Source organism: Bacillus sp. SG-1 (assembly GCF_000181495.1).
Taxonomy (GTDB): Bacteria; Bacillota; Bacilli; order Bacillales; family Bacillaceae_B; genus Rossellomorea.
Map to the genome: position 1 here is coordinate 17,698 of NZ_ABCF01000015.1, position 23,793 is coordinate 41,490.

The 23,793-nt window shown below is 41.8% G+C and carries 16 protein-coding genes and 1 other annotated feature; of the genes, 12 read left to right on the forward strand and 4 right to left on the reverse strand.

Going from position 1 to position 23,793, the window contains the following annotated elements:
- The first annotated feature begins 2 nt into the window (after nucleotides 1–2).
- From hemB to ysxE, 4 genes are all read left to right on the forward strand, one after another.
- Nucleotides 3–983: a porphobilinogen synthase gene (gene hemB, locus BSG1_RS09460; protein WP_044022686.1), complete on the forward strand. Its 981-nt coding sequence runs from the start codon at nucleotides 3–5 to the stop codon at nucleotides 981–983.
- A gap of 95 nt (nucleotides 984–1,078) precedes the next feature.
- Nucleotides 1,079–2,368: a glutamate-1-semialdehyde 2,1-aminomutase gene (hemL, locus tag BSG1_RS09465; RefSeq protein WP_006836788.1), complete on the forward strand. Its 1,290-nt coding sequence runs from the start codon at nucleotides 1,079–1,081 to the stop codon at nucleotides 2,366–2,368.
- Nucleotides 2,369–2,937: 569 nt separating this feature from the next.
- Nucleotides 2,938–4,083, forward strand: a complete 1,146-nt coding sequence (spoVID, locus tag BSG1_RS09470) for a stage VI sporulation protein D (RefSeq protein WP_044022687.1) — start codon at nucleotides 2,938–2,940, stop codon at nucleotides 4,081–4,083.
- Nucleotides 4,084–4,257: 174 nt separating this feature from the next.
- Nucleotides 4,258–5,301 (forward strand): spore coat protein YsxE, encoded by a 1,044-nt coding sequence (gene ysxE, locus BSG1_RS09475; protein WP_006836790.1) that lies wholly within the window; start codon nucleotides 4,258–4,260, stop codon nucleotides 5,299–5,301.
- A 17-nt stretch (nucleotides 5,302–5,318) separates the two neighbouring features.
- Here ysxE and BSG1_RS09480 read toward each other — a convergent pair whose 3' ends face one another.
- Nucleotides 5,319–5,510, reverse strand: coding sequence for a hypothetical protein (locus tag BSG1_RS09480; RefSeq protein WP_006836791.1), 192 nt, complete (start codon nucleotides 5,508–5,510; stop codon nucleotides 5,319–5,321).
- 162 nt (nucleotides 5,511–5,672) lie between these two features.
- Nucleotides 5,673–5,900: a binding site (T-box leader), on the forward strand.
- 69 nt (nucleotides 5,901–5,969) lie between these two features.
- Between BSG1_RS09480 and BSG1_RS09485 the strand changes: the two genes are divergently transcribed.
- The 5 genes from BSG1_RS09485 to BSG1_RS09505 all read left to right on the forward strand — a co-directional run bounded on the left by BSG1_RS09485 (nucleotide 5,970) and on the right by BSG1_RS09505 (nucleotide 16,603).
- Nucleotides 5,970–8,615 (forward strand): valine--tRNA ligase, encoded by a 2,646-nt coding sequence (locus BSG1_RS09485; RefSeq protein ID WP_006836792.1) that lies wholly within the window; start codon nucleotides 5,970–5,972, stop codon nucleotides 8,613–8,615.
- A 173-nt stretch (nucleotides 8,616–8,788) separates the two neighbouring features.
- Nucleotides 8,789–10,087, forward strand: coding sequence for a bifunctional folylpolyglutamate synthase/dihydrofolate synthase (locus BSG1_RS09490; protein ID WP_006836793.1), 1,299 nt, complete (start codon nucleotides 8,789–8,791; stop codon nucleotides 10,085–10,087).
- Between the two features lie 128 nt (nucleotides 10,088–10,215).
- On the forward strand, nucleotides 10,216–11,925 hold the full coding sequence (locus BSG1_RS09495) for a sensor domain-containing diguanylate cyclase (RefSeq protein WP_006836794.1): 1,710 nt from the start codon (nucleotides 10,216–10,218) through the stop codon (nucleotides 11,923–11,925).
- Nucleotides 11,926–12,077: 152 nt separating this feature from the next.
- Nucleotides 12,078–14,927: a vWA domain-containing protein gene (locus BSG1_RS09500; protein ID WP_006836795.1), complete on the forward strand. Its 2,850-nt coding sequence runs from the start codon at nucleotides 12,078–12,080 to the stop codon at nucleotides 14,925–14,927.
- Between the two features lie 320 nt (nucleotides 14,928–15,247).
- Entirely contained in the window at nucleotides 15,248–16,603 is a 1,356-nt protein-coding gene (locus BSG1_RS09505) for an IS1182 family transposase (RefSeq protein ID WP_006836796.1), read from the forward strand.
- 127 nt (nucleotides 16,604–16,730) lie between these two features.
- Here BSG1_RS09505 and BSG1_RS20305 read toward each other — a convergent pair whose 3' ends face one another.
- From BSG1_RS20305 to BSG1_RS09520, 3 genes are read right to left on the reverse strand one after another with little or no spacing between them, the layout of a single operon-like run.
- Complete coding sequence (locus BSG1_RS20305) at nucleotides 16,731–18,878, reverse strand: hypothetical protein (protein ID WP_006836797.1); 2,148 nt, start codon at nucleotides 18,876–18,878, stop codon at nucleotides 16,731–16,733.
- Between the two features lie 25 nt (nucleotides 18,879–18,903).
- On the reverse strand, nucleotides 18,904–19,497 hold the full coding sequence (locus BSG1_RS09515; RefSeq protein WP_156791451.1) for a prepilin-type N-terminal cleavage/methylation domain-containing protein: 594 nt from the start codon (nucleotides 19,495–19,497) through the stop codon (nucleotides 18,904–18,906).
- On the reverse strand, nucleotides 19,439–19,957 hold the full coding sequence (locus BSG1_RS09520; RefSeq protein WP_044022688.1) for a type IV pilus modification PilV family protein: 519 nt from the start codon (nucleotides 19,955–19,957) through the stop codon (nucleotides 19,439–19,441). Before BSG1_RS09520 ends, BSG1_RS09515 begins: the two co-directional genes overlap by 59 nt.
- Before the next feature lie 112 nt (nucleotides 19,958–20,069).
- Here BSG1_RS09520 and BSG1_RS09525 point away from each other — a divergent pair, with 112 nt between their 5' ends.
- From BSG1_RS09525 to BSG1_RS09535, 3 genes are read left to right on the forward strand one after another with little or no spacing between them, the layout of a single operon-like run.
- A complete protein-coding gene (locus BSG1_RS09525; protein WP_006836800.1) occupies nucleotides 20,070–21,590 on the forward strand; it encodes a hypothetical protein in 1,521 nt (506 codons plus the stop codon).
- Between the two features lie 34 nt (nucleotides 21,591–21,624).
- Nucleotides 21,625–22,362 carry a PRC-barrel domain-containing protein gene (locus tag BSG1_RS09530; protein ID WP_006836801.1) on the forward strand — a complete coding sequence of 246 codons (738 nt, stop codon included), beginning with the start codon at nucleotides 21,625–21,627 and terminating at the stop codon, nucleotides 22,360–22,362.
- A gap of 20 nt (nucleotides 22,363–22,382) precedes the next feature.
- The gene (locus BSG1_RS09535) at nucleotides 22,383–23,774 is read left to right on the forward strand and encodes a VanW family protein (protein ID WP_006836802.1); all 1,392 of its coding nucleotides are present in this window, start codon (nucleotides 22,383–22,385) and stop codon (nucleotides 23,772–23,774) included.
- Nucleotides 23,775–23,793: the final 19 nt, after the last annotated feature.

Sequence of the window (23,793 nt, forward strand, 5' to 3'; positions counted from 1 at the left end):
GCATGAAAGATTTGAAGTTCAATCGTCACCGCCGTCTTCGCCAATCCGAGAACTTACGCGCAATGGTGCGCGAAAATTTCTTGAGAACAGAAGATTTAATCTATCCGCTTTTCGTAGTCGAAGGTGAAAGTGTAAAGAACCCAGTTGCGTCCATGCCGGGTGTCTATCAAATTTCATTGGACTACTTAAAAGCTGAATTGGATGAACTGAACAGCCTTGGCATTCATTCCATCATTTTGTTTGGTGTGCCAGCAGAAAAAGATGAACTTGGCAAAAGTGCCTATGACGCGAACGGGATCGTTCAGCAGGCCACCCGCCTCGTAAAAGAGTATTATCCTGAAATGGTAGTCGTTGCGGATACTTGTCTATGCCAATATACGAGCCATGGTCATTGCGGAATAGTGGAAGGCGGTAAAATTCTCAATGATCCGACACTCGATCTTCTTGCGAAAACAGCTGTCAGCCAGGCGGAAGCCGGAGCTGATATCATCGCTCCTTCCAACATGATGGACGGTTTCGTTGCGGCAATCAGAAAAGGGTTGGATGAAGCAGGATTCATCGATGTACCGGTCATGTCTTATGCAGTGAAATATTCCTCAAGTTTTTATGGCCCATTCAGGGATGCAGCCCACAGTTCACCTAAGTTCGGAGACCGCAGAACGTATCAAATGGACCCTGCCAATAGAAGAGAAGCTCTTAGAGAAGCCCAATCCGATATAGAAGAAGGCGCAGATTTCTTAATTGTAAAACCGGCTCTGTCTTATTTGGATATCATCCGAGACGTCAAAGATGAATTCAATGTTCCAGTAGTTGCCTACAATGTAAGCGGTGAATATTCGATGATCAAAGCTGCGGCGGCAAACGGCTGGGTTGATGAAAAAGCGATGGTCATGGAAAAATTGACGAGCATGAAAAGAGCAGGAGCAGACCTGATCATCACGTATGCAGCTAAGGATGCAGCAGCCTGGATTAAAGGCGAATAAGCTCTGGATCAAGAATAATACTCAGTAAGACTTAAAACAGGCATTTCCTTCACAGAGGAAAGTGACGAATTTTAAAGAAAACGGAGGAACTTATCATGCGCACATATGATCAGTCGAAACAGGCTTTTAAAGAAGCAGTTAAAGTCATGCCTGGCGGGGTAAACAGCCCTGTCCGCGCCTTTAAATCTGTCGATATGGATCCCATCTTCATGGAAAAGGGGAAAGGTTCCAAGATTTATGACATCGACGGCAATGAATACATCGATTATGTACTGTCCTGGGGACCATTAATCCTTGGCCACACGAATGAAAGAGTGGTTGCATCCATTAAAGAAGTTGCTGAACTTGGTACAAGCTTTGGCGCACCAACATTGGTGGAAAACAAGCTTGCTGAGCTTGTAATTGAACGTGTACCATCCATTGAAATCGTACGTATGGTTTCTTCCGGTACTGAAGCAACCATGAGTGCACTGCGCCTTGCAAGAGGATACACAGGACGGAACAAAATCATTAAATTTGAAGGCTGTTACCACGGTCACGGGGATTCCCTGCTGATCAAAGCCGGTTCAGGAGTGGCTACTTTAGGATTGCCGGATAGTCCTGGAGTCCCTGCAGGTGTTGCAGAAAACACTATTACAGTTCCTTACAATGATCTGGAAAGCCTGCGATATGCATTTGAACAATTTGGGGAGGATATTGCCGGCGTTATCGTAGAACCAGTTGCTGGGAATATGGGGGTTGTTCCTCCACAGCCTGGATTCTTGGAATCACTTCGGGAAATCACTGAGAAACACGGGTCATTGTTGATCTTTGATGAAGTCATGACTGGTTTTCGTGTAGGTTATAATTGTGCTCAAGGATATTACGGTGTGACGCCTGATCTTACCTGCCTTGGTAAAGTAATCGGCGGCGGTCTGCCTGTAGGTGCATATGGCGGTAAAGCGGAGATCATGGAAAGGATTGCACCGAGCGGTCCTATCTATCAAGCGGGTACGCTATCAGGTAATCCGCTTGCTATGACTGCAGGTTATGAAACATTGAGCCAGCTGACGCCTGAAAGCTATAAGGAATTTGAAAGAAAAGTGGACAGACTCGAAGAAGGCCTCCATGCAGCTGCTGAAAAATATGAGATTCCTCATACAATCAACCGTGCAGGTTCCATGATCGGTATCTTCTTTACGAACGAAGAAGTGAAGAATTACGAGGGAGCAAAGAGTTCAGACCTTGAGCTCTTCTCAGCCTACTATCGCGAAATGGCAAACGAAGGCGTCTTCCTTCCGCCTTCACAGTTTGAAGGATTATTCCTTTCCACAGCACATACCGATGAAGACATCGAGAAAACCATCCAAGCTGCAGAAAAAGCATTTCAAAAGATTAAAGGTTAAATCATACAAAGACAGAGCCGTTCGGTGGCTTTGTCTTTTTTATTATAGAAATAGAAACACGCATATGTTTGAAAGTAGTTGTTTGGCAGCTGTTTCCCTGAAATTAGGAAGAAGAAATTTATAAAAATCAATATTTTCAATGACAGTTTTTTGTTTGATTGGACCGGAAGATGCTTGACTCCTGCGGGATTAGCGGGACGTCTAGTTCCAGCACCAAGGTTACGTACCTACTGGAACGTAACCCAGCCCCTCGGGATCAAATAACCCTCAGAGAATAAAAGGAAACACCACCTTTTTTTCGCTGAGGAACATTTGCCTGTCGGGGCTGAACAGTGCGCTTCCACTTTTTAAGCAAGCAAAGCCGAGGAGGCTCAACGTCCGCCCCGCGGAGTCGTACGCCTGTAGCGGAAATCATATCCAACCCATCTGAACAACTATTGAAAAAACGCATAAATTAATTATTCAAAACCTATTTTCACTAAAAATCAATTCATATTCTGCCGCTCCTCCTCATAAGTTGATAATGACATTGATATACCTTGTAACGGAATTGAAAGGAGGAGTTTTCTTTGTCACAAGAACAACAATCGTGCTTGCGATTTTCACTGGAAGAAGCTGTTTGGTTTAAAAAAGGACAGGAAGTAGAAGAATTGCTTTCCATCTCCTTAGATCCCCATATAACGATCCAGGAGCAGGAACAATACGTATTAATCCGGGGAACACTGGATTTAACAGGTGAATACTTACCATCTGGTTCAAATGAAGAGGAGGAGCCTGGAAACTGGTATGACTTTCAGCATAATGGAAAGTATGTGCAACGAGTCGAGCACAGAGAAAAAGGCGAATGTGAGTTTGCCCATAGTTTCCCTGTGGATGTAACAATTCCAAAGAACCGTATCGCCAACCTAGAAGAAATCGATGTCTATGTTGATTCTTTCGATTATGTGGTACCTGAAAATGCATGTCTGAAACTGAATGCTGATCTCACCATATCAGGCATTTATGGCGAACAACAGGTCCATGCACCGATTGAACTAGCGGAAGATGGAGTGATTGAACCAGTTTACCGTTCTGCACCTGCTGCTGGGGTGTTACAGGAAGTGGAGGAAGAGGAATCTTTCGACGACCTGGAAGAAACAGTGTACGAAGTTGATAGAGACGAAGAAGAAGTCAAAACAGAAGTGGATTACGAAGACCAGCAGACAGAAGAATATGAAGAGGATACTTATGAGCCGTTTACCATAGAAGGAAGAAAGGCTCCTGAAGAAGAGGAAGAAGTTGTGATCCCTATCTCTTATGAAGCCAAAAAGGAATCTCCTCCGACTTTTTCATATGATGAGGAAGAATTTGAGTATGCAAGAGGGGAACAAATCGAGTTTGAAGAAGAAGAGGCTGTAGAGGCAGTCGAAGCGGAGTATGAAGAAGAAGAGGAAAGCAGCTCCTCCTCGTCTGCTGAAGAATCGAAGAAAAAACCTCTGTTCAAGAAAAAGAATGAGACAATTTCATTGACTGATTTCTTTGCGCGTAAAGATGAAGAAAGAGGCGCGAAAATGAAGGTCTGCATCGTCCAGCAAGGGGAAACACTTGAGCTGATTGCTGACAAGTATGATTTATCGATTCCGCAATTACTGCGTGTTAACCACCTGGAAGCACACCAGGATGTATCAGAAGGTCAGGTCTTGTATATCCCTCAAGAAGCTGTTTATAAAAATTAACTTGTGGTGAGCAGGGTCTGATCCTTGCTCTCCTGTTTTTTACAGGCATATATTAAGAGCGGGTTGTAAGAATTCCCAGCTTTCACAACCATCGGTGAGATAAAGCCAGAGCCGGATTTTAACACAGCCACCTTTTTAAAGGCAAACAGATAACTAAATAAGCAGGTGAAGGGAATGGCTAACGACCAAATTTTAACTGCTGTCTTAAAGCCATATGGTATAAAACCACATTTTGTGGAAGAGTTCGGCAAGATTGTGAAAGTTTACACGGAGAAGGGTACGCTTGCTGTTAAAAAAATTCCTGCCGATACTGGGGTAGATTTTGTCAGGAATGTACAGCACCTTTTCCAATCTGGATACCATCGGATTGTGCCGATTTATCCTACGCAAGATGGCCGGTACGCTGTATGGCATGAAAATGATTTGTATTATGTAATGCCCTGGCTGGCGAATGAAGTGAAAGAAAATCATTTTGAAAGGCATCAAACGCTTTTTCGTGAACTGGCAAGGCTTCACACCCTCTCTTCCAAGGAACAAAAAATAAGAAAAGAGGAACGTGAAGAACATTATGAAACGATGAATGAAAGGTGGGAAAAAGAACAGAATTTTTTAGAGGAATATATCGAGCTGTGTGAGAAGGAATGGTATATGTCTCCATTCCAGCTATCATACTGTATGTTCTACGGAGATGCTTCACAGGCATTGAAGTTTGCGAGAAAGAAGTTTGACAGCTGGTATGAGGTTTCGAAGGATCTTGAAAAGGTCAGGAGTGTCGTCGTTCATGGAAAGATTTCTCCTGAGCATTTCTTATACGATGAAAGGGGTTCAGGTTACTTTTCCAACTTTGAAAATACAAGAATTTCCTCCCCCATCCATGATCTGCTTCCATTCTTATCGAGAACACTGAAGACATATCCGAAAGCATATGACGAATGTTTTGACTGGCTGATGACTTACTGCAGTCATTTTTCCTTCAGAAATGAGGAAAAACTGTTGTTCCTAAGCTACCTTGCGTACCCGAGCGGATTGATTTCAGTAGTAAAAAAATATCATGAAACCCCGCGCGAAAAAAGAAATGAAATTAAGTTTTTAAGAAAACTGCAGCACCATTACTGGCTTCTAAAAAACACCGAGTATATCGTCATGAAGTGGGAGGAGTGGGAGCAGCGGAACAAAGAAGCAAAACAAAATGCACAAGAAGGAGCTTCATCCTCTTAACAGGCTGAAGCTCCTTTTTATATCCATTCAAAATAAAGAGCAACGGCAAGCAAAATGAAAATGGAAAGCAGCAATACATCAAAGGTGGTTGGAATAAGTATCGTCCTAATCCCCTGAAAAATGCAGAAAGGAACACTAAACTGCTTACATACCATCCGGCATGTACGAAGCCAAGGAGGCAGGGTATATGGGTTATATTTTTTCCGCATTGGATCTCCTCCTAACAAAGTTTATACTATTCTATGAGAGGGTCCTTTTTTTGTTCCCCAAATATCCGAAAAGTTTTTTGCATTATTTTTTAAAAAATGGGCGATAATGATTGACGAACAGAATTAAAATCCTATACTATATTTAATAATAGTAAATACAGTTTAAATGCAGAGAAAGGGAAGAGTACTTTGAAACTCGCCTCCAGAGAGGGAAATCACCTGCTGAAAGATTTCCCAGGCCAAGACAAAGGAATGTCGCCCTTGAGCAGTTTCCGTGAAAATCAGCAGTAGCGGAAGCCGGTTTAAAGCCGTTATCTCAACGAAGTGCCAGGCATGTTTTTCTGCCTGTGTAAAAAGGTGGTACCGCGAATCAGCTCCCTCGTCCTTTTAGACGAGTGGAGTTTTTTTATTTTTCTTGCAAAAACACATAGAATTATCAACTCTAAGGAGGAAAAGGTTATGGAAAACAATGAAATCAGTATGCCGACCAAATATGATCCGCAAGCCATAGAAAGCGGACGCTATCAGTGGTGGCTGGACGGAAAATTTTTTGAAGCAGCGAATGACAAGGAGAAAGAACCGTATACAATCGTCATCCCTCCTCCGAACGTTACAGGCAAGCTTCACCTTGGGCATGCGTGGGATACGACTCTTCAAGATATCCTCACAAGAATGAAACGGATGCAGGGTTATGATGTACTCTGGCTTCCTGGCATGGACCATGCCGGCATTGCAACACAGGCCAAAGTAGAAGAAAAACTCCGCAGCGAAGGGACTACCAGATATGACCTTGGCCGTGAAAAATTCCTTGAAGAGACATGGAAGTGGAAAGAGGAGTATGCCAAGCATATCCGTGCACAATGGTCAAAGCTTGGCCTGGGACTTGATTACAGCAGGGAACGTTTTACGTTGGACGAAGGCTTGTCAGATGCGGTTAAAGAGGTATTTGTTACTCTTTATGAAAAAGGCCTGATTTACCGTGGCGAATATATCATCAACTGGGACCCGGCAACGAAAACAGCCCTTTCTGATATTGAAGTAATTCATCAGGATGTTCAAGGCGCCTTCTACCACATGAGATATCCGCTGGCTGATGGTTCGGGACATATCGAAATCGCGACAACGCGTCCGGAAACCATGCTTGGAGATACGGCAGTGGCTGTACATCCTCAAGACGATCGCTACAAACATCTCATTGGCAAAAAAGTAACATTGCCAATCGTCGGCCGTAAAATTCCGATTGTCGGCGATGATTACGTAGATATGGAATTTGGTTCAGGAGCGGTCAAGATTACACCGGCTCATGACCCTAATGACTTCGAAATCGGGAACCGCCATAACTTGGAGCGCATCCTGGTAATGAATGAAGACGGCTCAATGAACGAAAAAGCAGGAAAATACAACGGTATGGACCGATTCGCCTGCCGCAAGGAAATTGTAAAAGATCTGCAGGAGTCTGGTGTTCTTTTCAAAATTGAAGAACATATGCATTCTGTTGGTCATTCCGAACGAAGCGGAGCAGTTGTAGAGCCATATCTATCCACGCAGTGGTTTGTAAAGATGCAGCCTCTTGCTGACAAAGCAATTGAGCTTCAAAATGGTGAGGAAAAGGTTAACTTTGTACCAGATCGTTTCGAAACATCGTACCTTCGCTGGATGGAAAACACCCGTGACTGGTGTATTTCCCGTCAACTTTGGTGGGGGCACCGGATACCTGCCTGGTACCATAAAGAAACTGGCGAAATCCATGTTGGAAAAGAAGAGCCTGCTGACATTGAAAACTGGAGACAGGAAGAGGATGTACTCGATACGTGGTTCAGTTCAGCGTTATGGCCGTTTTCTACAATGGGCTGGCCTGACACGGAAGCGGAAGATTTTAAACGCTACTACCCGACAGATGCTCTTGTAACAGGATATGACATCATTGGATTCTGGGTTTCACGCATGATTTTCCAAGGTCTTGAGTTTACCGGAACACGCCCGTTCAATGATGTACTCATCCATGGTCTTGTAAGGGCTGAGGATGGAAGAAAGATGAGTAAGTCCCTGGGTAACGGTGTGGATCCTATGGAAGTCATCGATCAATATGGAGCCGATGCTCTAAGGTACATGCTTTCAACAGGAAGTTCACCAGGACAGGATTTACGCTACTCAACTGAAAAAGTTGAATCGGTTTGGAACTTTGCCAATAAAATTTGGAATGCTTCAAGATTTGCCCTGATGAACATGGATGGATTGAAGTATGAAGAGATCGACCTAACAGGAGAAAAGTCGGCAGCTGATAAATGGATCCTGACTCGCTTGAATGAAACGATTGAAACTGTAACAAAACTGGCAGACCGTTATGAATTCGGTGAAGTGGGCCGTATCCTTTACAACTTCATCTGGGATGACTTCTGTGACTGGTACATCGAAATGGCGAAACTGCCGTTGTATGGTGAAGATGAAGCAGCCAAGAAAACGACAAGATCGATCCTCGCTTACGTTCTTGATAACACAATGAGACTTCTTCATCCGTTCATGCCGTTTATTACCGAGGAAATATGGCAGAACCTGCCGCATGAAGGCGAATCGATTACGACTGCTGCATGGCCGGTTGTACGCGAAGAATTCTCGGATAAAGCAGCGGCTGAGGACATGAAACTTCTCGTGGAAATCATTCGTGCGGTACGTAATATCCGCGCAGAAGTGAATACACCTCTAAGCAAACAAATCAAGCTTCTTCTGAAAGCGAAAGACGAACAAACGAAAAAGACGCTTGAAAAGAATAAAGGATATATTGAAAGATTCTGTAATCCTGAAGAATTGACCATTTCTACTGATATTGAAGCACCTGATAAAGCGATGACAGCTGTAGCAACGGGTGTTGAACTCTTCCTTCCTTTAGAAGGACTGATCAATATTGCCGAAGAGATTGCCCGTCTGGAAAAAGAGCTGGAGAAATGGAATAAAGAAGTTGCCAGGGTACAGGGTAAGTTGAACAACGAAAAATTCGTAAGCAAAGCACCTCAAAAAGTAGTGGATGAGGAGCGTGCAAAAGAAGCGGATTACCTGGAAAAACGCAGCACGGTTGAAGCACGTATCAATGAATTGAAAGGCCAATAAGATAGTCAGATAAATGTTCGGGACTGACACGGGAGAAGGTGAATGCGCTTCTTCCGGGCAGTCCCGATTTTAGGTAGGAACTTTTTGAAATAGAAGATATTCTTCCTATTTTCGGTTTTTCGATTCAGCGGTAAACATGCAATATACAATTGCCATTCGAAGGAGGGAGCAACATGGTCAATACATATGAAGAAGCCGTTGGCTGGATTCATTCGAGGTTGAGACTTGGCATCAAGCCGGGCTTGAGCAGGATGGAATGGATGATGAAAAAGCTGAATCATCCTGAAAAAGAAATAAAAGCGGTCCATATCGCCGGTACGAATGGAAAAGGGTCCACTTTGACATTCCTGCGCCACATTTTGGAATCTGCAGGCTACGATACCGGAACCTTTACCTCTCCTTATTTAGAAGTATTCAATGAGAGGATCGGTATCAATGGGAGACCGATTTCAGATGAAGAAATTATGGAATTGGTTAACATCATCATCCCTCTGGCAGAGGAACTGGAAGAGACAGAAATGGGTGGTCCTTCAGAGTTTGAAGTGATCACTTGTATGGCTTTATATTACTTCGCCAGGATGAATCCTGTTCCAGTTGTCTTATTTGAAGTGGGGCTCGGCGGCCGGTTTGATTCCACGAATGTCATCGATCCCATGATTTCCGTGATTACAAATATAGGGATGGATCATACTCAATTTCTCGGTAACACCATTGAGAAAATCGCTTTTGAAAAAGCGGGAATCATTAAAGAAGGAAAGCCTGTAGTAACAGCAGCATCGCAAACGGGCGCACAAAACGTCCTCATCTCTAAAGCGGCTGAGAAGAATGCTGATTTATTTTTGCTGAATCGTGACTTTGAAGTCAGTTATAAAGGACCTGCTGAAGAAGGTGAAACCTTTGACTTCTTCGGAAAAGGCAAGACAAGAAGTTACGAAATAGGAATGATCGGCAGACACCAAACAGAAAATGCTTCATTAGCTGTGGCGGCCGCCGATATATTAAAAGAGAGATATTTTTATAAAATAGAAGAAGGTGCTATCCAAAGGGGATTGGCTGCTGCCTATTGGCCTGGAAGAATGGATAAGGTTAACCAGAAACCTGCAATTTATCTGGATGGGGCACATAACCCTGAAGGGATGCAGGCGTTGATTAATACCATTGAGACAAGATTTAGGAAGAAAAAAGTATCTATTTTATTTGCTGCTTTAAAAGACAAAGATCTTCAGTCCATGGTAAGTGACCTTGAGAAGAACGTTACTGATATAGGGCTTACGACATTTGAATTCCCAAGAGCGGCGAATCCGGAAGAACTTGCAGAATACTTTCAACTTGATCGCCACCATATCGTAAATGATTGGGAAAAATATATTGAAGCTTTCAGGATTGAAGAAGATGATAGCGCAGTACTGATTGTCACCGGGTCGCTTTACTTCCTGTCAGCGGTTAGATCAAAGATTTTGAACTACAGTTAGGCTATGTAATCTTTTTCATGACTTTTTCAAAAGACTTTGATAAAATATTCTTAAACTTGTGACTTTTTAACTAATATTAGGAATTTATCCATTGAGCTAGTTGGGATTTAAGAGAGGAGGGGATATTGATGAAAATCAGCAAGACTCAGGAGGCGATTGTCTGGGTAGTATGGGCAATGCTTGTACCCCCTGGCATATATTTTGCCTATCAATACTTCCCCCCGGTGAACGCTGATATATTCAGTATGTCAGCGTTTATTATTTTTACTATCATTATATCTCTTATGCCTATAGTCATTAACGGCTTCCCGATATTGCTCATACAATGGGTGTCGCTGGCAGCTTTTTTGAAGTTCGGACTTTTTTTTGAAGTGGTTCTCCTTCAAATTGCCATTTTCACCTTCATGTTCCGTCTTCGCGTTGGAAAAAATGACTTGTATCGTTTTCCTTGGAACTCTATCATGTTCTTCCTTATGTCTGTGTTCAGCGGTATCATTTATTTTTATATCGGGGGCACCATAGGTTATTCCCCTGTTGAGTCGATATTTATTCCGGCTCTGGTTTATCAGGTATCTTCCATTCTGGTAAACCAAGTCCTGCTGATAGGTTTTTATGCGTTTCTTAATAAGAAAATCAAGTTGTTTGGGGAGGACTTGAAGTGGGATTTTTCAGCGATGCTGATCATGTTCCCGATGGGTCTGGGCTTATTTTACCTCCAATATCAAATCGGTCCGATTGCGCTGTTTTTGATCGGCCTGCCGTTTATGTCAGGTGCAATGATATTGAGGCTCTATAACTCCTCAGAACAAATCAATCAATATCTTCAAAAAGCAGTGGAGATAGGCCATCAGCTTACTGAAAGCCTTCAAGTTGATGAGGTGCTCCAATTCTTCCTTGATAAAATCCTTCAGACCCTGCCCGTGGAGTATGCCTACATATTGGATGTCCAGGGGGATGACCTGGTCCTGCTGCGAAGAGTCGAAAATAATGAAAACAAGTCCATAAGCCTTCCTCCTTTGAAAAAGAATGAAGGAATCAGCGGCTTGGTATGGGCATCTGGAAAGTCAGCATTATTTCATAGAAAATCTGACTGGACAGAGGTAGCGAAAGGGTATATGCCTGAAGATGTAGAGAGTGTGCTTTCCGTCCCGATTGTCAGGAACCAAAAGGTGAGAGGGGTCCTGCTCCTCGCCTCATCAAAAAAGAGGGCGTATAAAAAATACCAATTAATGATTGTTGATATACTGTGTTCGTATCTTGGTGTGGCAATAGCCAATGCCCGCCATTATGAAGCAACAAAACGGAACAGTGAGCGCTGCGCTTTGACCAAGCTTTATAACTATCGGTATTTTGAGGACCTGTTATCCAGTGAGTTTAACGCATTGAAAACAGGTGACAGAGTGTGTTTATCCCTGATCATGCTTGATATTGACCATTTTAAATCGGTGAATGATAACTATGGACATCAAAGCGGAAACGAGATTCTGTTTGAATTGGCAAGAAGGCTTGAAACCCTTATTGGAGATGAGGGGACAGTCGCCCGCTATGGTGGTGAGGAGTTTGTTATCCTGCTCCCTGATACTTCAAAGGAAGATGCATTTTTAATTGCTGAGATTGTACGGAGAACTATTGCGGATCGTCCGTTCATTTTACACAGTAATCTCGAAGCTGAGAGAAAGTCGCTGAAGCTGAAGGTTACCGCCAGCATCGGAGTCGCATCGGCTCCGCTTGATGCTGATGACAGCATGTCCCTGATAAGGCACGCAGACAGGGCTCTTTATACGGGCGCTAAACAGGCTGGGAGAAACCGAGTAGCTGAATATGTGAAATCTTCTTGACCCCGTTTTGAACAGCGGGGTTTTTCTTTTGAAAAAATTTCTTGGTTTGAGTACTTAGGTCTATATAAAGATGGATGAGATTGCTATAATAGTAGATAAGTAATAGATTTTAAATGAAAATTGAAAATAAATAACAATGAGGAGGGGAGAATTTGAACAAAAGGTTATCGTTTGCAATCATTTTTACAATCATCTTCAGTTTTATATTACATACCTCCTTTGCGAATGCAGCTATTAAACCTTCAGTTGAATTTTCCGTACAACCCAGTGCGACTGAATATGTGAAACCCGCAAACGGTGATGCCCAGGGACGCCTGGATATTGAGGTGACACCAAAGGGACAAGCCACCAATGAAGAGAGGAAGCCGATTGATGTGGTTTTCGTGCACGATACATCAGGCTCTATGAAAGACTCATTTGGCGGTGTCAAAAAAGCGACAAGTGCGGAAAATGCACTAAAAGAGTCTTTAAGATTTTTTAATCAAAATCAACAGAGTAAAGATAAATACTTCTTTGTCCCATTCGACAGTGATGTGAGTTATAAGAATTATGGAGATAAGCGAATACAACCAGCTGAAGGTTTAAGTGATATTCTGCCAATGGCGGAACACCTGGACTTTAGTGAAGCCTATTGGGTAAAAAAATATTCCTGGTACTACGGTTATTACTGGTCGCAGGAAATTTTCGACTTCAGTGTAGGAGGAACCAACTATACCCAATCACTTGAGTATGCCCTGAGTAAATTTTCCGGCATGAGGGACTCCAAGAGGTATATCATCTTTTTGACTGATGGAGAGCCGACATCTCTTAACCATGACAATAAGCAATATACACTATATACAAACGGAACTGCCAGAGCAGGGAATGTGAATGCAAACTATAATGATGTGCAGAAATTCATCCATGAAAAAGCAGTTGCCTCGGCTGAAAAACTCGGTGTCAACGATGTCAAGATGTACAGCATTGCCTTCGCCGAACCTGGCGAGGTGAACTATCAGCTGTTAGAGAATATGTCCAATAAAACCGGAGGAAGGGCCATACAGGCAAACCCAAACAGTCTTTCCAATGTGTTTACCGATATTTCGAAAGAGTTCAATTCTCCATCAGTGGATGGGGAGGTTCAAATCGATTTAAGCAAGTTCAATGGGAAAGTAAAACTGGCTGCTAATTCTGATGCTTATATTGATAAAAATAATGTGGTGCATATGAAGTATAATTTCACCTATCCCATTGGAAAACAGCCTTCTCCTGGCAGTATTCAATTAAGTTTGCCGCTCCAATTTACTGAAATGGGCAGCTATGTGTTCGATAATATTAAATTAATTTATAAGGATTTTGACGGTAACATCCAACCGGCCATCACGCATAAGAGTATTACTGTAAACATCGTGGAGGAAGCCGCTCCGAAATTCGATAGTGCGGTAAAGATAAACGGAAATCAATATCATGCTCCCGAAAACTTAATAAAAATGGGAATGCAAAATAGTGTCCAGAATGAATTTTCCGTTGAATATGATTTAATTCCTTCAGGTATTCTTCAATCGAACAAGACAGGGGTATTGAAAGATATTCGTATCGTTCAGCCATTACCTGATGGAATTACACTTAAAAGTCAAAATCTCCAGACCGCCCTAAGCGGTTTACTGACGGGAGCTACTGTCAAGGAGATCACACATAATGGCCAAAGGGCAATTGAAATTAAGCCAGGAAAGTCAATCAATTACAGCGGAAGTCAATTTTCTCCTGCCAAGTTGAATTATAAAGCTCTTCTTCAAGCAGAGTTTGCTATGTCATTAGTAAAAATGCCAAAGGCAACAATTTATTACAATGATACTAACTTCAATTCCCAAAGTCATACTCTTACTTCCCATTCAGGATATATTGGCATGCAGGTAATCTTGAAAGGGATGGCAGATGATATCACATATATCGGCGATCATACTGGTAAGCTGGCTAAGAAAAACGACTTAACAAGCGAGCTGACTGCTGAAGTATCACTTAAACCTCTTCCAGTAAAAGGACTTGAGCTGATAGCTGGAAATACTATAAGGGTTCATTTCAGTGACCAGTCTTTCAAAGATGTATATTTGAAGACCGATTTTAAGGTAATGGAAACCTTAACAGAAAAAGTCCTTTCAAATAATGAAGAAACAACAGGCCCGGCATCATTCAAAATAACTAACCAGGTTGGTGGAGATGATGTCAAATACCTGTATAAGATAATAGCAAACAACACGCAAACAGAATGGACCCAATTTTCCCCTGATCAAAAGGTAGACATACAGACAGGTATAGTCGGACCGGTAGAAGTTCAGGTTAAAACGGTAGGCGGATTCACTCTCAATGATCAGCCAGTGACAAAGAAAATCATCTTTATTAAAAAGGTAAGTTCCATAAACATCTCTCCTAATCCTATAGAAGTAAAGGTTGGAGAATCCATCTCCTTCCAGATCGAAGTGCTCCCGGTAGATGCCTCTAACAAAAATGTTGACATCTACTTAGAGAAGGGAAATGGAAAGATTGCCAGCTACTCTAATGGCGGCATACTAACATCAGATTCACACCGAATAATAGGTGTGAAGCCAGGGGATGACAAACTAATAATTGAAGCAAAAGACGGTTCAGGGGTAAAACGGATCGTTCCTGTTAAGGTCCTTGATCCTTATGTGAAACTTGAAGAAATCCGGTTCAAGCAAGCTAAAATCACTCTGCCTCTGACAGAGGTGCAGATACCGATTGATGCATTCCTGATTTACAATCCATCAGATGCAACCAATAAAAAGTTAGCTAAAGTACTTTCCACTTCAGATGCCATTGAGGTCATTAAATCTGAAGGTAAATGGTATATCAGGACTGAAGATCTTGGTTATACTACCGTTACCGTAGAGGCTGATGAAGACAAATCCATTACTGACTCGGCAGTATTTGAAGTCGTAGATCCTGAAGAAGGCGGCGGAGATGGAGGAGATGGAGAAACTCCATACTTGGATGGCAGATGGTAAATGAAAAAGCTTCCCAATCGGGAAGCTTTCAGCTTGTAGACAAAGTCCAAGATATGGACCACGTCTACAAGCTTTTTTGTATAATTAGGTTGTAAATACTTTTTGGCATACGTTTAGGTGGTTGGAATAGATAGTTGATTTCCGCTACATGCGCACGACTCCGCGGGGCGGGCGGTGAGCCTCCTCGGCTGCGCCTGCGGGGTCTCACCTGTCCCGCTAATCCCGCAGGAGGTCGTACGCCTTCCGCTCCAATCAATCCTTTGTAAACTAAAACTAGTCTTGACACCAAAACCTTTGAAAAAATCTGTGGGGGATTCAATATGTTATCAAAACATGTAGAAGATGGAAGAAATCAAATTGAGATGGTTGCACTGGACCAGCTGGTCCCGCAAGACCACTTAGTAAGAAAGATAGAACAAGCGATTGACTTTGAGTTTATTTATGACCTAGTAAAAGACAGATACTGTCTAGACAACGGAAGACCGAGTATTGACCCTGTTGTGCTGATTAAAATGGTATTCATTCAATACCGCTTCGGTATTCGCTCCATGCGTCAAACGATTAAAGAGATTGAGACCAACGTTGCTTATCGCTGGTTTATTGGATATGCCTTTACGGAAAAGATCCCTCACTTTTCCACCTTCGGCAAAAACTACGTTCGCCGTTTCCACGATACTGACTTGTTTGAACAGATCTTCTACCGTATCTTGAAAGAGGCTATGACAAAAGGATTGGTAGATCCATCTGTTGCTTTCATTGATTCAACGCATGTAAAAGCAAATGCCAATAAGAAGAAATTCGAGAAAAAGGTTGTTCGAGTAGAAACGAGGAGTTACCAGGCTCAATTGGATGAAGAGATTAATATTGATCGCGAGGAACACGGAAAAAAGCCCTTCCCCCCACAGAATAAAGAAGAGACGAAAGAAATCAAGGTAAGTACCACAGACCCTGAAAGTGGATACTATGTGAAAGATGAACGTGAGAAGCTATTTGCTTATTCATTCCATACAGCGAGTGATTCACGGGGATTCATTCTAGGATCTCTGGTCACTGCTGGAAATGTCCATGATAGTCGGATGTTGGATCAACTTGTGGATCTGGTCAAGAATAAAGTTGGAAAACCTTCTTCTGTAGCTGTTGACGCTGGATATAAGACTCCACATATTGCTAAGTTCTTAATGGATCAAGACATCAGACCGGTGATGCCCTATACTCGTCCCCGAACGAAAGAGGGATACCTCAAAAAATATGATTACGTGTATGATGAACATTTTGACTGCTATATTTGTCCGGAAGGTCAAATACTTCCGTATCGCACGACCACAAGAGATGGATATAAACAGTACGCTTCTGATCCTTTAAAGTGTAAGGAGTGCCCGCTATTACAAAAATGCACACAAAGTCAGAACCATATCAAGATGATTCATAGACACCTTTGGCAGGATTATATTGACGAGGTTGAACATCTTAGACATACTGATTTGAATAAAACGCTTTACGCGCAGCGGAAAGAAACAATCGAAAGAGTTTTTGCTGACGCGAAAGAGAAGCATGGCATGCGTTGGACGACCTTGAGAGGTCTGAAAAAAGTTTCAATGCAGGCGATGCTTACGTTTGCTGCCATGAATCTTAAGAAATTGGCAAACTGGACATGGCGAGGGCCATGTCCAGTTTGATATTCAATGGTTTTCACTCAAATACTTAACAAACCCCACTCCAACTTTTGGTTGGAGTGGGGTTTGTCTACGGTCTGAAAGCTTCCCAATCGGGAAGCTTTTTCATTTACTATTAAATATTGTTTTATTATTGAACGGATACTTCATCACTAAAAAGTGAAAGTACTTCTGTTTTAGGCAATGCGTCAATTTTTTGCAACAAAATATCACGGTTGTAATTAACATTGAAGCGGGAGAGATAATTATCCTGTTCGATTTTTGTTGAATAGAGGTCCGCTTTTTCTATTTCATCGATTTTGCCCCTGATTGCATTGATCACAAGAGTATCATTGGCGAACACTCCGCCGTCAATATGGAAAAGCGAGCCCACACCGTAAAGTTCCGCACTGCCATTTGTATAAAAGAACGCTTTTAATGGGTCAATCTTTTCGTCTGTGATAACGCCATCAAAGTTATCTGGTTCTTTACTTTTTTTGAAGTTCCTATATTCATTCATTCGGGTCATTGTCAGTTTATCGCCCGCTAAGAGAACAAGCTGTTTGGTGTTATTCTCATTTCCTGATATATTCAAATTGGAAATGAACGCTTCTCCTCCCGCATAGATGACAGAATCGAAGACGATTTCATCATCTTCTTTTTTTGATCCTTCATTGCTGTCCCCATGAATAAAAAGATCTTCACCTGCAATGAGGTTTCCTACAATCGTTGACGTACTGTCAAACGTCTGGATGGTCAACGATTTCCCGGCGAGCATATAACCAGGTTCTTCTGAATTATTGTCTTTCTGGAATAAAAATCCTTCGTTGCCCTGAATTGTAATATCTCCAGCAGAAATGATGTTTCCTTTTACTTCAATTGTATCTTCTAAATTGATTAGATTGATATCACCGGTTGCAATAATGTCATTAAGTGTAATGGATTTATTCCCAATGATGTATATGTCGCCATCGGCAATAATCTTTCCTGGAAAGTCGAGTATTGAAGAAACACTTGAAATAATCAGGTCTCCCGGTACCTGGATTGTACTTGTCAAGCTGTTGTCAATCAGCTTGTAGCTGAGATTGTTAAGAAGATCATCAATATTGCTGTTATCGTGGTCATCATCACAATCACGGTCATCGTTATCATCGTCATCATCATCATCACAATCACGGTCATCGTCGTCATCGTCATCATCGTCATCATCATCGTCATCATCATCGTCATCATCATCGTCTTCATTTCTCTTCCAAAGCTGAAGGTTAAGGATGTCCTGCAAATTTAACGTATCATCAACAATCTCCAGCGGCCTCGTAATCAGTCCTGGTAAGTCTGCCAGGCTGAAAGTATAGTCATCCTTGATGGAGGCCGTTAACTTCTGCGGAAGATCTTCAATGGATGCTACTTGTGAGAATCCCTGTTCTTGTTGTATTTCATTGACTCTTTCAGTAAATGTCTCTTCAAAATTCACACTGATAAACTGACTGTCATTCTTTAGCTTAGGCAGGTTATTGTGATAGAATTTTTCAGCTGTCAAATAATCCATTACAGCACTATAGTCAGCTTCAGATGAATTAATATAAATATCGCCGAAAACGGAAGAGAAGGGGGTTTCAATTTCTTTTTGATCTCCATCAGTTAATTGATATTGAGCATTTTTATTAATAACGAGTTCATTGCTGAAGATATTTCCGGCAATATTGGGTGATCCATTTATGATCACTTTATTTCCAGCTCCGGCTGCGTATTTCAGGAAGCCAGGCAAAGGAGAGAGAATGACGCGTTTACGGATGGTCCTGTTTACTTTTCCCTGTACTTCTTCAGGATTATTTACAGTGACCACGAATTCCAGCACCCTTGTTAATTGAAGTGATGGATCAATGTTAAATGTTTGCAGCCCGCTTAGGCTGCTTCCCAGGCACTGTTTTTCTTCCCCGGCAATAAGATATTTAGGGGCATTTGCAGTGACATCCACAACGTTGATACAGGAGACACTGTCCCCGGTGTCCATTTGATCCAATTGCGAGGAGAAATAAGAGTTCAGTTTTGTAGTCAAATCCAAGGGTGAAAGATTCTTAAGGTTGAAGTTAGCACTTGCCAGGTTGGTTGAAAGCTCTGCTGTCATTTCGTCGATCAGTCTTAACCCATCATAGGTAATATCAATTTCCGTTTCCCTGACTTCTGTCCTTTTTGCTCCCCCTATGGAAGCTGACAAGACACCCATGCCCACAGTAATAACAACGAGTGAAGTAATCATGACGGTTATAAGGGTATTTCCTCTTTGGTTCCTAAACATTCGATCTCCCCCTTTATATTAAAATCTAAAATCCGAATTGGCTTTGCAAATTCAACTGTTTATCATGTTTTGTATGCGCAACTTGAAAATCAAGGAATATAATGGCGTTAGTACACTGTTCTTGCCGGTTTTTTTCCGAGCAGACATAGCTGATTTCGGAATTTTTGAAGTCTGACTTAGTTTCAATGGCCGAATTACCGCTTGTCCATATTTGACGTCCATTTCGTTCGGTCAACTTTATTTGAAAAAAATTCTCATCGGTCTTCTGTTTGTCCTGGTCAATAACCTCGGAATTATATTCGTTTTGCCCGGTTTCAACACTGTCAACAAATTTAACGCAATTGTCTTCATCTTCACATTCGTCGACATAATCAAACTGGTTAGAGTACAGACTGTTCATTACCATTGCAGAAACATAATCCGCGTCTTCTCTGAGCTGGGCTTCAATACTGACCTTTTCGTAGATTTTATAACCGGTTATGAAAGTGCCGTATATTACAGGAAACAGGATGGCGGATATGGCAATCGTTAACAGCAGTTCGATTAGGGTAAGTCCATCTTCAGCGGATATCTTCACTTTTAACCGTTCCATCCACGGTCGTGCTGAACTCCTTATCATTCGTCATCCACCTCACTTCTGCGATAACTGGAATATAGTAATCTAGTTTTTCTTGTTCTTCAGGAGGAACTTCCTCTGATGTTATCTCCACTTCATATGGGGTTTCATTTATTGAAATATCTTTGCAGTCAGCGGGAACGGCTTCATCAGGGGGAAAGGTTTCATATCCGGCATCACAAATTTTCAGTTTCAATGGATGCTGCTCGGGAGGTTTCCGGCCTTCGTTCACATCGGAAAATTCTCTCTTCGTTTCAAGGAAACTCCGGCTTTCCATATACATTAAAGCGTTCCGGGCTACGTTGACAGCAACCGTCTTCTTTTGGTTCATATTGGTGTATGTACCTGCCTGAAAGAAAAAATTTAAAAAGACTAATAGGACCGTACTTAGTATAGTAACTGATACTAATACCTCGATTAGGGTTAATCCTTGGTGATTTCTTAAGATATTTGACAGTTTCATTCTGTCACCTTCTTTCAAAATGCATAAGTTTATTATACAATATTTAAGAGTCGAATAATGGAAATGTAGTACTAAATTCATAGAAAAATTATTTTTTGAAGGGAGTGAAAGGATGGAGTTATATATCTTTGCATTGATAGCCTTCGTAATCCTTTTGCCTGTGCTATTTTTCCTGCCTGGCGGGATGACGAAAAAAGGAAGAGTCTGGATAGCCGGTGGAAGCTTGCTTATTTCTCTTCTGGGCCTGTTGGCATTAAATCAATATCCGCTTTGGATGGTTGCCATTATTTTATTCATTTTAGTCATTGTTTCATCCTTAGTGATTGGAAACCGTTTTGGTCCGCAGTTACTGGCCGATGGGGGAGTACAAGATGCCGACAATTTTGCAGCTGATGCAGATAATGTGGTAAAAGAAGAAAAAATCTTTTTTGCAGCAGTGGATGAAGTAGATGATCTTGTTGAAGACAATCCTGAGGAAGCAGACGATTTTAGTGAATCGGGAATTAACATGGATTCAGAAGAGAATGTACAAGAGGATACTCTCATGGAATTCATCACTAATGAAGAACTGGAGGAATTACCACTGCTTACTGTAACAGACGATTCTGTGAACAAAGTCGAGTCAGTACAAGATAACGATGAAACCGAAGAGATAATCATTGACGAAGATACATCTGTTGAAGAATTGAGTGAGCTTGAATGGCTGATTCAACAGGAGGAACAGGAAGATACCGGGCCGGTACATACAGTGGAAAATGATGAAGGAAGCTCTGATAGTGAGGAGTCACTTGAGGAATTGCCGATCATGGATATCCAAGAAAAACCAGTACTCCCGGATGAGGAAATGGAACCTTTGAGCGAAATTGAATTGATGATTCATGAAGCTGAAGACGAACCAAGTATCCTTGAACCAGCAGACCACGAGCCTTCTCAAGAGACAAGTAATACTATTCCTGAAGAGTCGGATGAACTTCAACCAATTTTGTTAGACGATAATGAGATTAAGTTTTTTCAAAGTGATTACTCCGAGGAAGATCAAAAGTTAGTTGAATTGTTCTCAGCAGAGTCATCTGAAACAGATTCAATTACGCCAGAGGAAGAGCTCCTTGTGAAAGAGGCATTATCAGATATGCCGGTTGTCCTGGAAGAAGAATTGGATGACCTTTCTGATGATGGTTCATCGGAGGAAGAGATGCTTCAAGACGCTGAATCAGAACCATCAGATCTTGAAGAAGGTATCTTAAGTGAACCAATGGAGAATACAGAACATGAAAGCCAAGACGAGATTCATTCAGAATTTCCGGAAGGTGTTCAGGAGGAATCAGAGGTTCGTTCTCCACTTCAAACATTGGTCATTCAAACAATTGTTGAGGAACTTGCTTATTATAAAAATAAGATGTCTCTTGCTGAGTTTGAAGCGCTGATTGCGCAGTATATGCATCCCAAACTTCATGATAGGGATTATTATGTGCTCTCCCAGCAATTGATTCAACGGTATAATGAATTAAAAGAATACAAGAAGCTGAAATTATTTATAGATGAAATTGAGGAAAGATTCATTTCTTATCCGGTATTGAAAAGTGAATTGAATGATTATAAAGAAATTGCATGGAAAAATATCGTAAAAGAATAAATGATGCAAAACGGAAGGGAATAGGTGTAGTTGTATGAAAAAGAGTGCTGAAATATTAGGTTTGCCGATCATTAGCATTGCAGATGGAGTGGAGATTGGAAGTGTTAAATCTCTGGTTGTGAATCCTGAAAAGGGATCAGTCGACTTCCTGACCATCGAACATGAAGATTGGCAAGTCAGCGTAAAGGCAATTCCATTTAAAAAAGTCATTGGAATCGGGGAGTATGCTGTTACCGTCGAGAATGGCAATGCTGTAATCGATTTAAATGAAATTCCGATTGCGAACGCATTGGTTAACAAGAAAATAAGAATCAATGATACAAAAGTTATGTCGAGGAAAGGCCAATTGATCGGCGAAGCAAAGGAATACTATGTCGATGATGAAACAGGTAATATTATTGGTCTTCTGGTAGCGATGAAAGACAGTGAAAAGGTATTGGAGTCTGAACAGATATTGACTTACGGAAAAGACATCCTCATTGTTCAAGAGGGCTCAGCTCAACACTTTAAAGATTCTGTAGAAGATCTTCTTCCAGATACTCAAGCTGATCAAAGTCTTGATTTCGAAGAACCGGTAACAAACGATCTGGAAAACATTAAGAATAAACAAGCAAACCTCCTAAAAGGCAAGCGGGTAACAAAAGATATCTTGGGAATTTCCGGGGAAACTTTGATTCCTGGCGGCACCATTCTGACCGAGGAGGATATTGCCAAGGCACAAAACGAGGGGCCTTCCGTTTTTGTTGAATTGACAATGAATGCTCAAGACTAATGTGAAAGGGGGCGATAGACATGGAGAACAGACCATTTAAGACCGTTTTTTTTCCATTACTCTCTGCGACAGTATTTATTTTCGGTTTTTCCCATGCTGGCTCTTTTGCACTTGATAGATTCACCGAAGGGTCAGTAATTCACCCATCGACAAAGGTAGCTTCTGTAGATATAGGAGGGCAGCCGGAGGAGAAGGCGAAGGAAGCATTAGCCCAGGCTGTAGCCGACTGGAAAGCAACTGCCAATATGTCAGTTGAGCTTTCAGGGGAAGAAACACCTATAGATTTATCAGTCTTTCATATTGATATAAATAGGAGTTTCCAGAGTCTCAATGAGGGTGGACAAACTCCTATGGCAGTCTCACTGGATGCCGAATACCTTATGGAACAGCTGACCGCTGCTTATCCTGAGATGAAGGTGGAAGAATTAGATGCTGCAGCATTTCAACAAGACCTGCTCAGTCAAGCTTCCATGTTACCAAGCAGCTCTGTCCTTTCCCTTAGTGACTACTTTCCTGAGGGGAGTGTCCAGGAGGTAACCGCCGAGGCACTTACGGAAGAGATAACTGTGACCCCTGAAATCAAGAGATTCATAGAAACTTTTCCGGAGATAGTCATTAAGCAAGGAACTGATTTTTCTTTCCTGCGTCATATGGAAGAAAACGGTTTTGCAGCTGAGGAAAAAGGTGAAGACTTGAATGCGGTCTCTTCTCTGCTGTACAAGCTGATCCTGCAATCCAATTTTTCAATTATTGAACGAAATACAAGCCAGGAACTGCCGGAAGAGATTGAGCTTGGGTATGAGGCAAAAATCGATGGCGGCAGTAATCAGGATTTTGTTTTTGCAAACCCTAATAAAACAGATTATGTCATCCAGCTCGAACTTCTCAATAATCAAATTTATGGGAAATTAGTCGGCTTTCCTTTAGCAACTGACTATAAAGTTTCGTTAAAGGACAAAGAAGAATTTTCACCTAAGAAAATTGTGCAGTACAATCCGTTTTTAGATAAAAATGTTGTACAAGTCCGTGAAGAAGGACGAAAAGGTGTGTTGATTAAAGTTTTCCGCCAAAGTATCGGTGAAAATGGGGAACTGATGGAGGAAGAATTGATTGCAGAGGATTTTTATCCACCTGTGCATAGAATCGAGATTCATAGTTTGGAAGAAGCACCGGAAGACGTTGAAGAAACTGATATTGTCGAAGGCCCTCTCCCTGATACAGGCTCCGATACTGAAGGATCCGGGGGGCCACCGCCAAATTCCGGCAGCAGTGACGATTCATCTGGAGACGAAAAATCTGATGAGGATAAGTCAAGTTCAGAAACTGAAACAGAGTTAGAATCAGGCACTTCTTCTGACTCTGACTCCGATTCAAAAGGCACTAAATCACAAGAGCAAAAGAAGAATAAATGATTAAATCTTAAATAAGCTG

Excerpts from the sequence above, each read along its gene's own strand:
- hemB (WP_044022686.1), top strand. The coding sequence starts at position 3 with ATGAAAGATTTGAAGTTCAATCGTCACCGCCGTCTTCGCCAATCCGAG.
- hemL (WP_006836788.1), top strand. The coding sequence starts at position 1,079 with ATGCGCACATATGATCAGTCGAAACAGGCTTTTAAAGAAGCAGTTAAA.
- ysxE (WP_006836790.1), top strand. The coding sequence starts at position 4,258 with ATGGCTAACGACCAAATTTTAACTGCTGTCTTAAAGCCATATGGTATA.
- BSG1_RS09480 (WP_006836791.1), bottom strand. The coding sequence starts at position 5,510 with ATGCGGAAAAAATATAACCCATATACCCTGCCTCCTTGGCTTCGTACA.
- BSG1_RS09485 (WP_006836792.1), top strand. The coding sequence starts at position 5,970 with ATGGAAAACAATGAAATCAGTATGCCGACCAAATATGATCCGCAAGCC.
- BSG1_RS09490 (WP_006836793.1), top strand. The coding sequence starts at position 8,789 with ATGGTCAATACATATGAAGAAGCCGTTGGCTGGATTCATTCGAGGTTG.
- BSG1_RS09495 (WP_006836794.1), top strand. The coding sequence starts at position 10,216 with ATGAAAATCAGCAAGACTCAGGAGGCGATTGTCTGGGTAGTATGGGCA.
- BSG1_RS09505 (WP_006836796.1), top strand. The coding sequence starts at position 15,248 with ATGTTATCAAAACATGTAGAAGATGGAAGAAATCAAATTGAGATGGTT.
- BSG1_RS20305 (WP_006836797.1), bottom strand. The coding sequence starts at position 18,878 with ATGTTTAGGAACCAAAGAGGAAATACCCTTATAACCGTCATGATTACT.
- BSG1_RS09515 (WP_156791451.1), bottom strand. The coding sequence starts at position 19,497 with ATGATAAGGAGTTCAGCACGACCGTGGATGGAACGGTTAAAAGTGAAG.
- BSG1_RS09520 (WP_044022688.1), bottom strand. The coding sequence starts at position 19,957 with ATGAAACTGTCAAATATCTTAAGAAATCACCAAGGATTAACCCTAATC.
- BSG1_RS09525 (WP_006836800.1), top strand. The coding sequence starts at position 20,070 with ATGGAGTTATATATCTTTGCATTGATAGCCTTCGTAATCCTTTTGCCT.
- BSG1_RS09530 (WP_006836801.1), top strand. The coding sequence starts at position 21,625 with ATGAAAAAGAGTGCTGAAATATTAGGTTTGCCGATCATTAGCATTGCA.
- BSG1_RS09535 (WP_006836802.1), top strand. The coding sequence starts at position 22,383 with ATGGAGAACAGACCATTTAAGACCGTTTTTTTTCCATTACTCTCTGCG.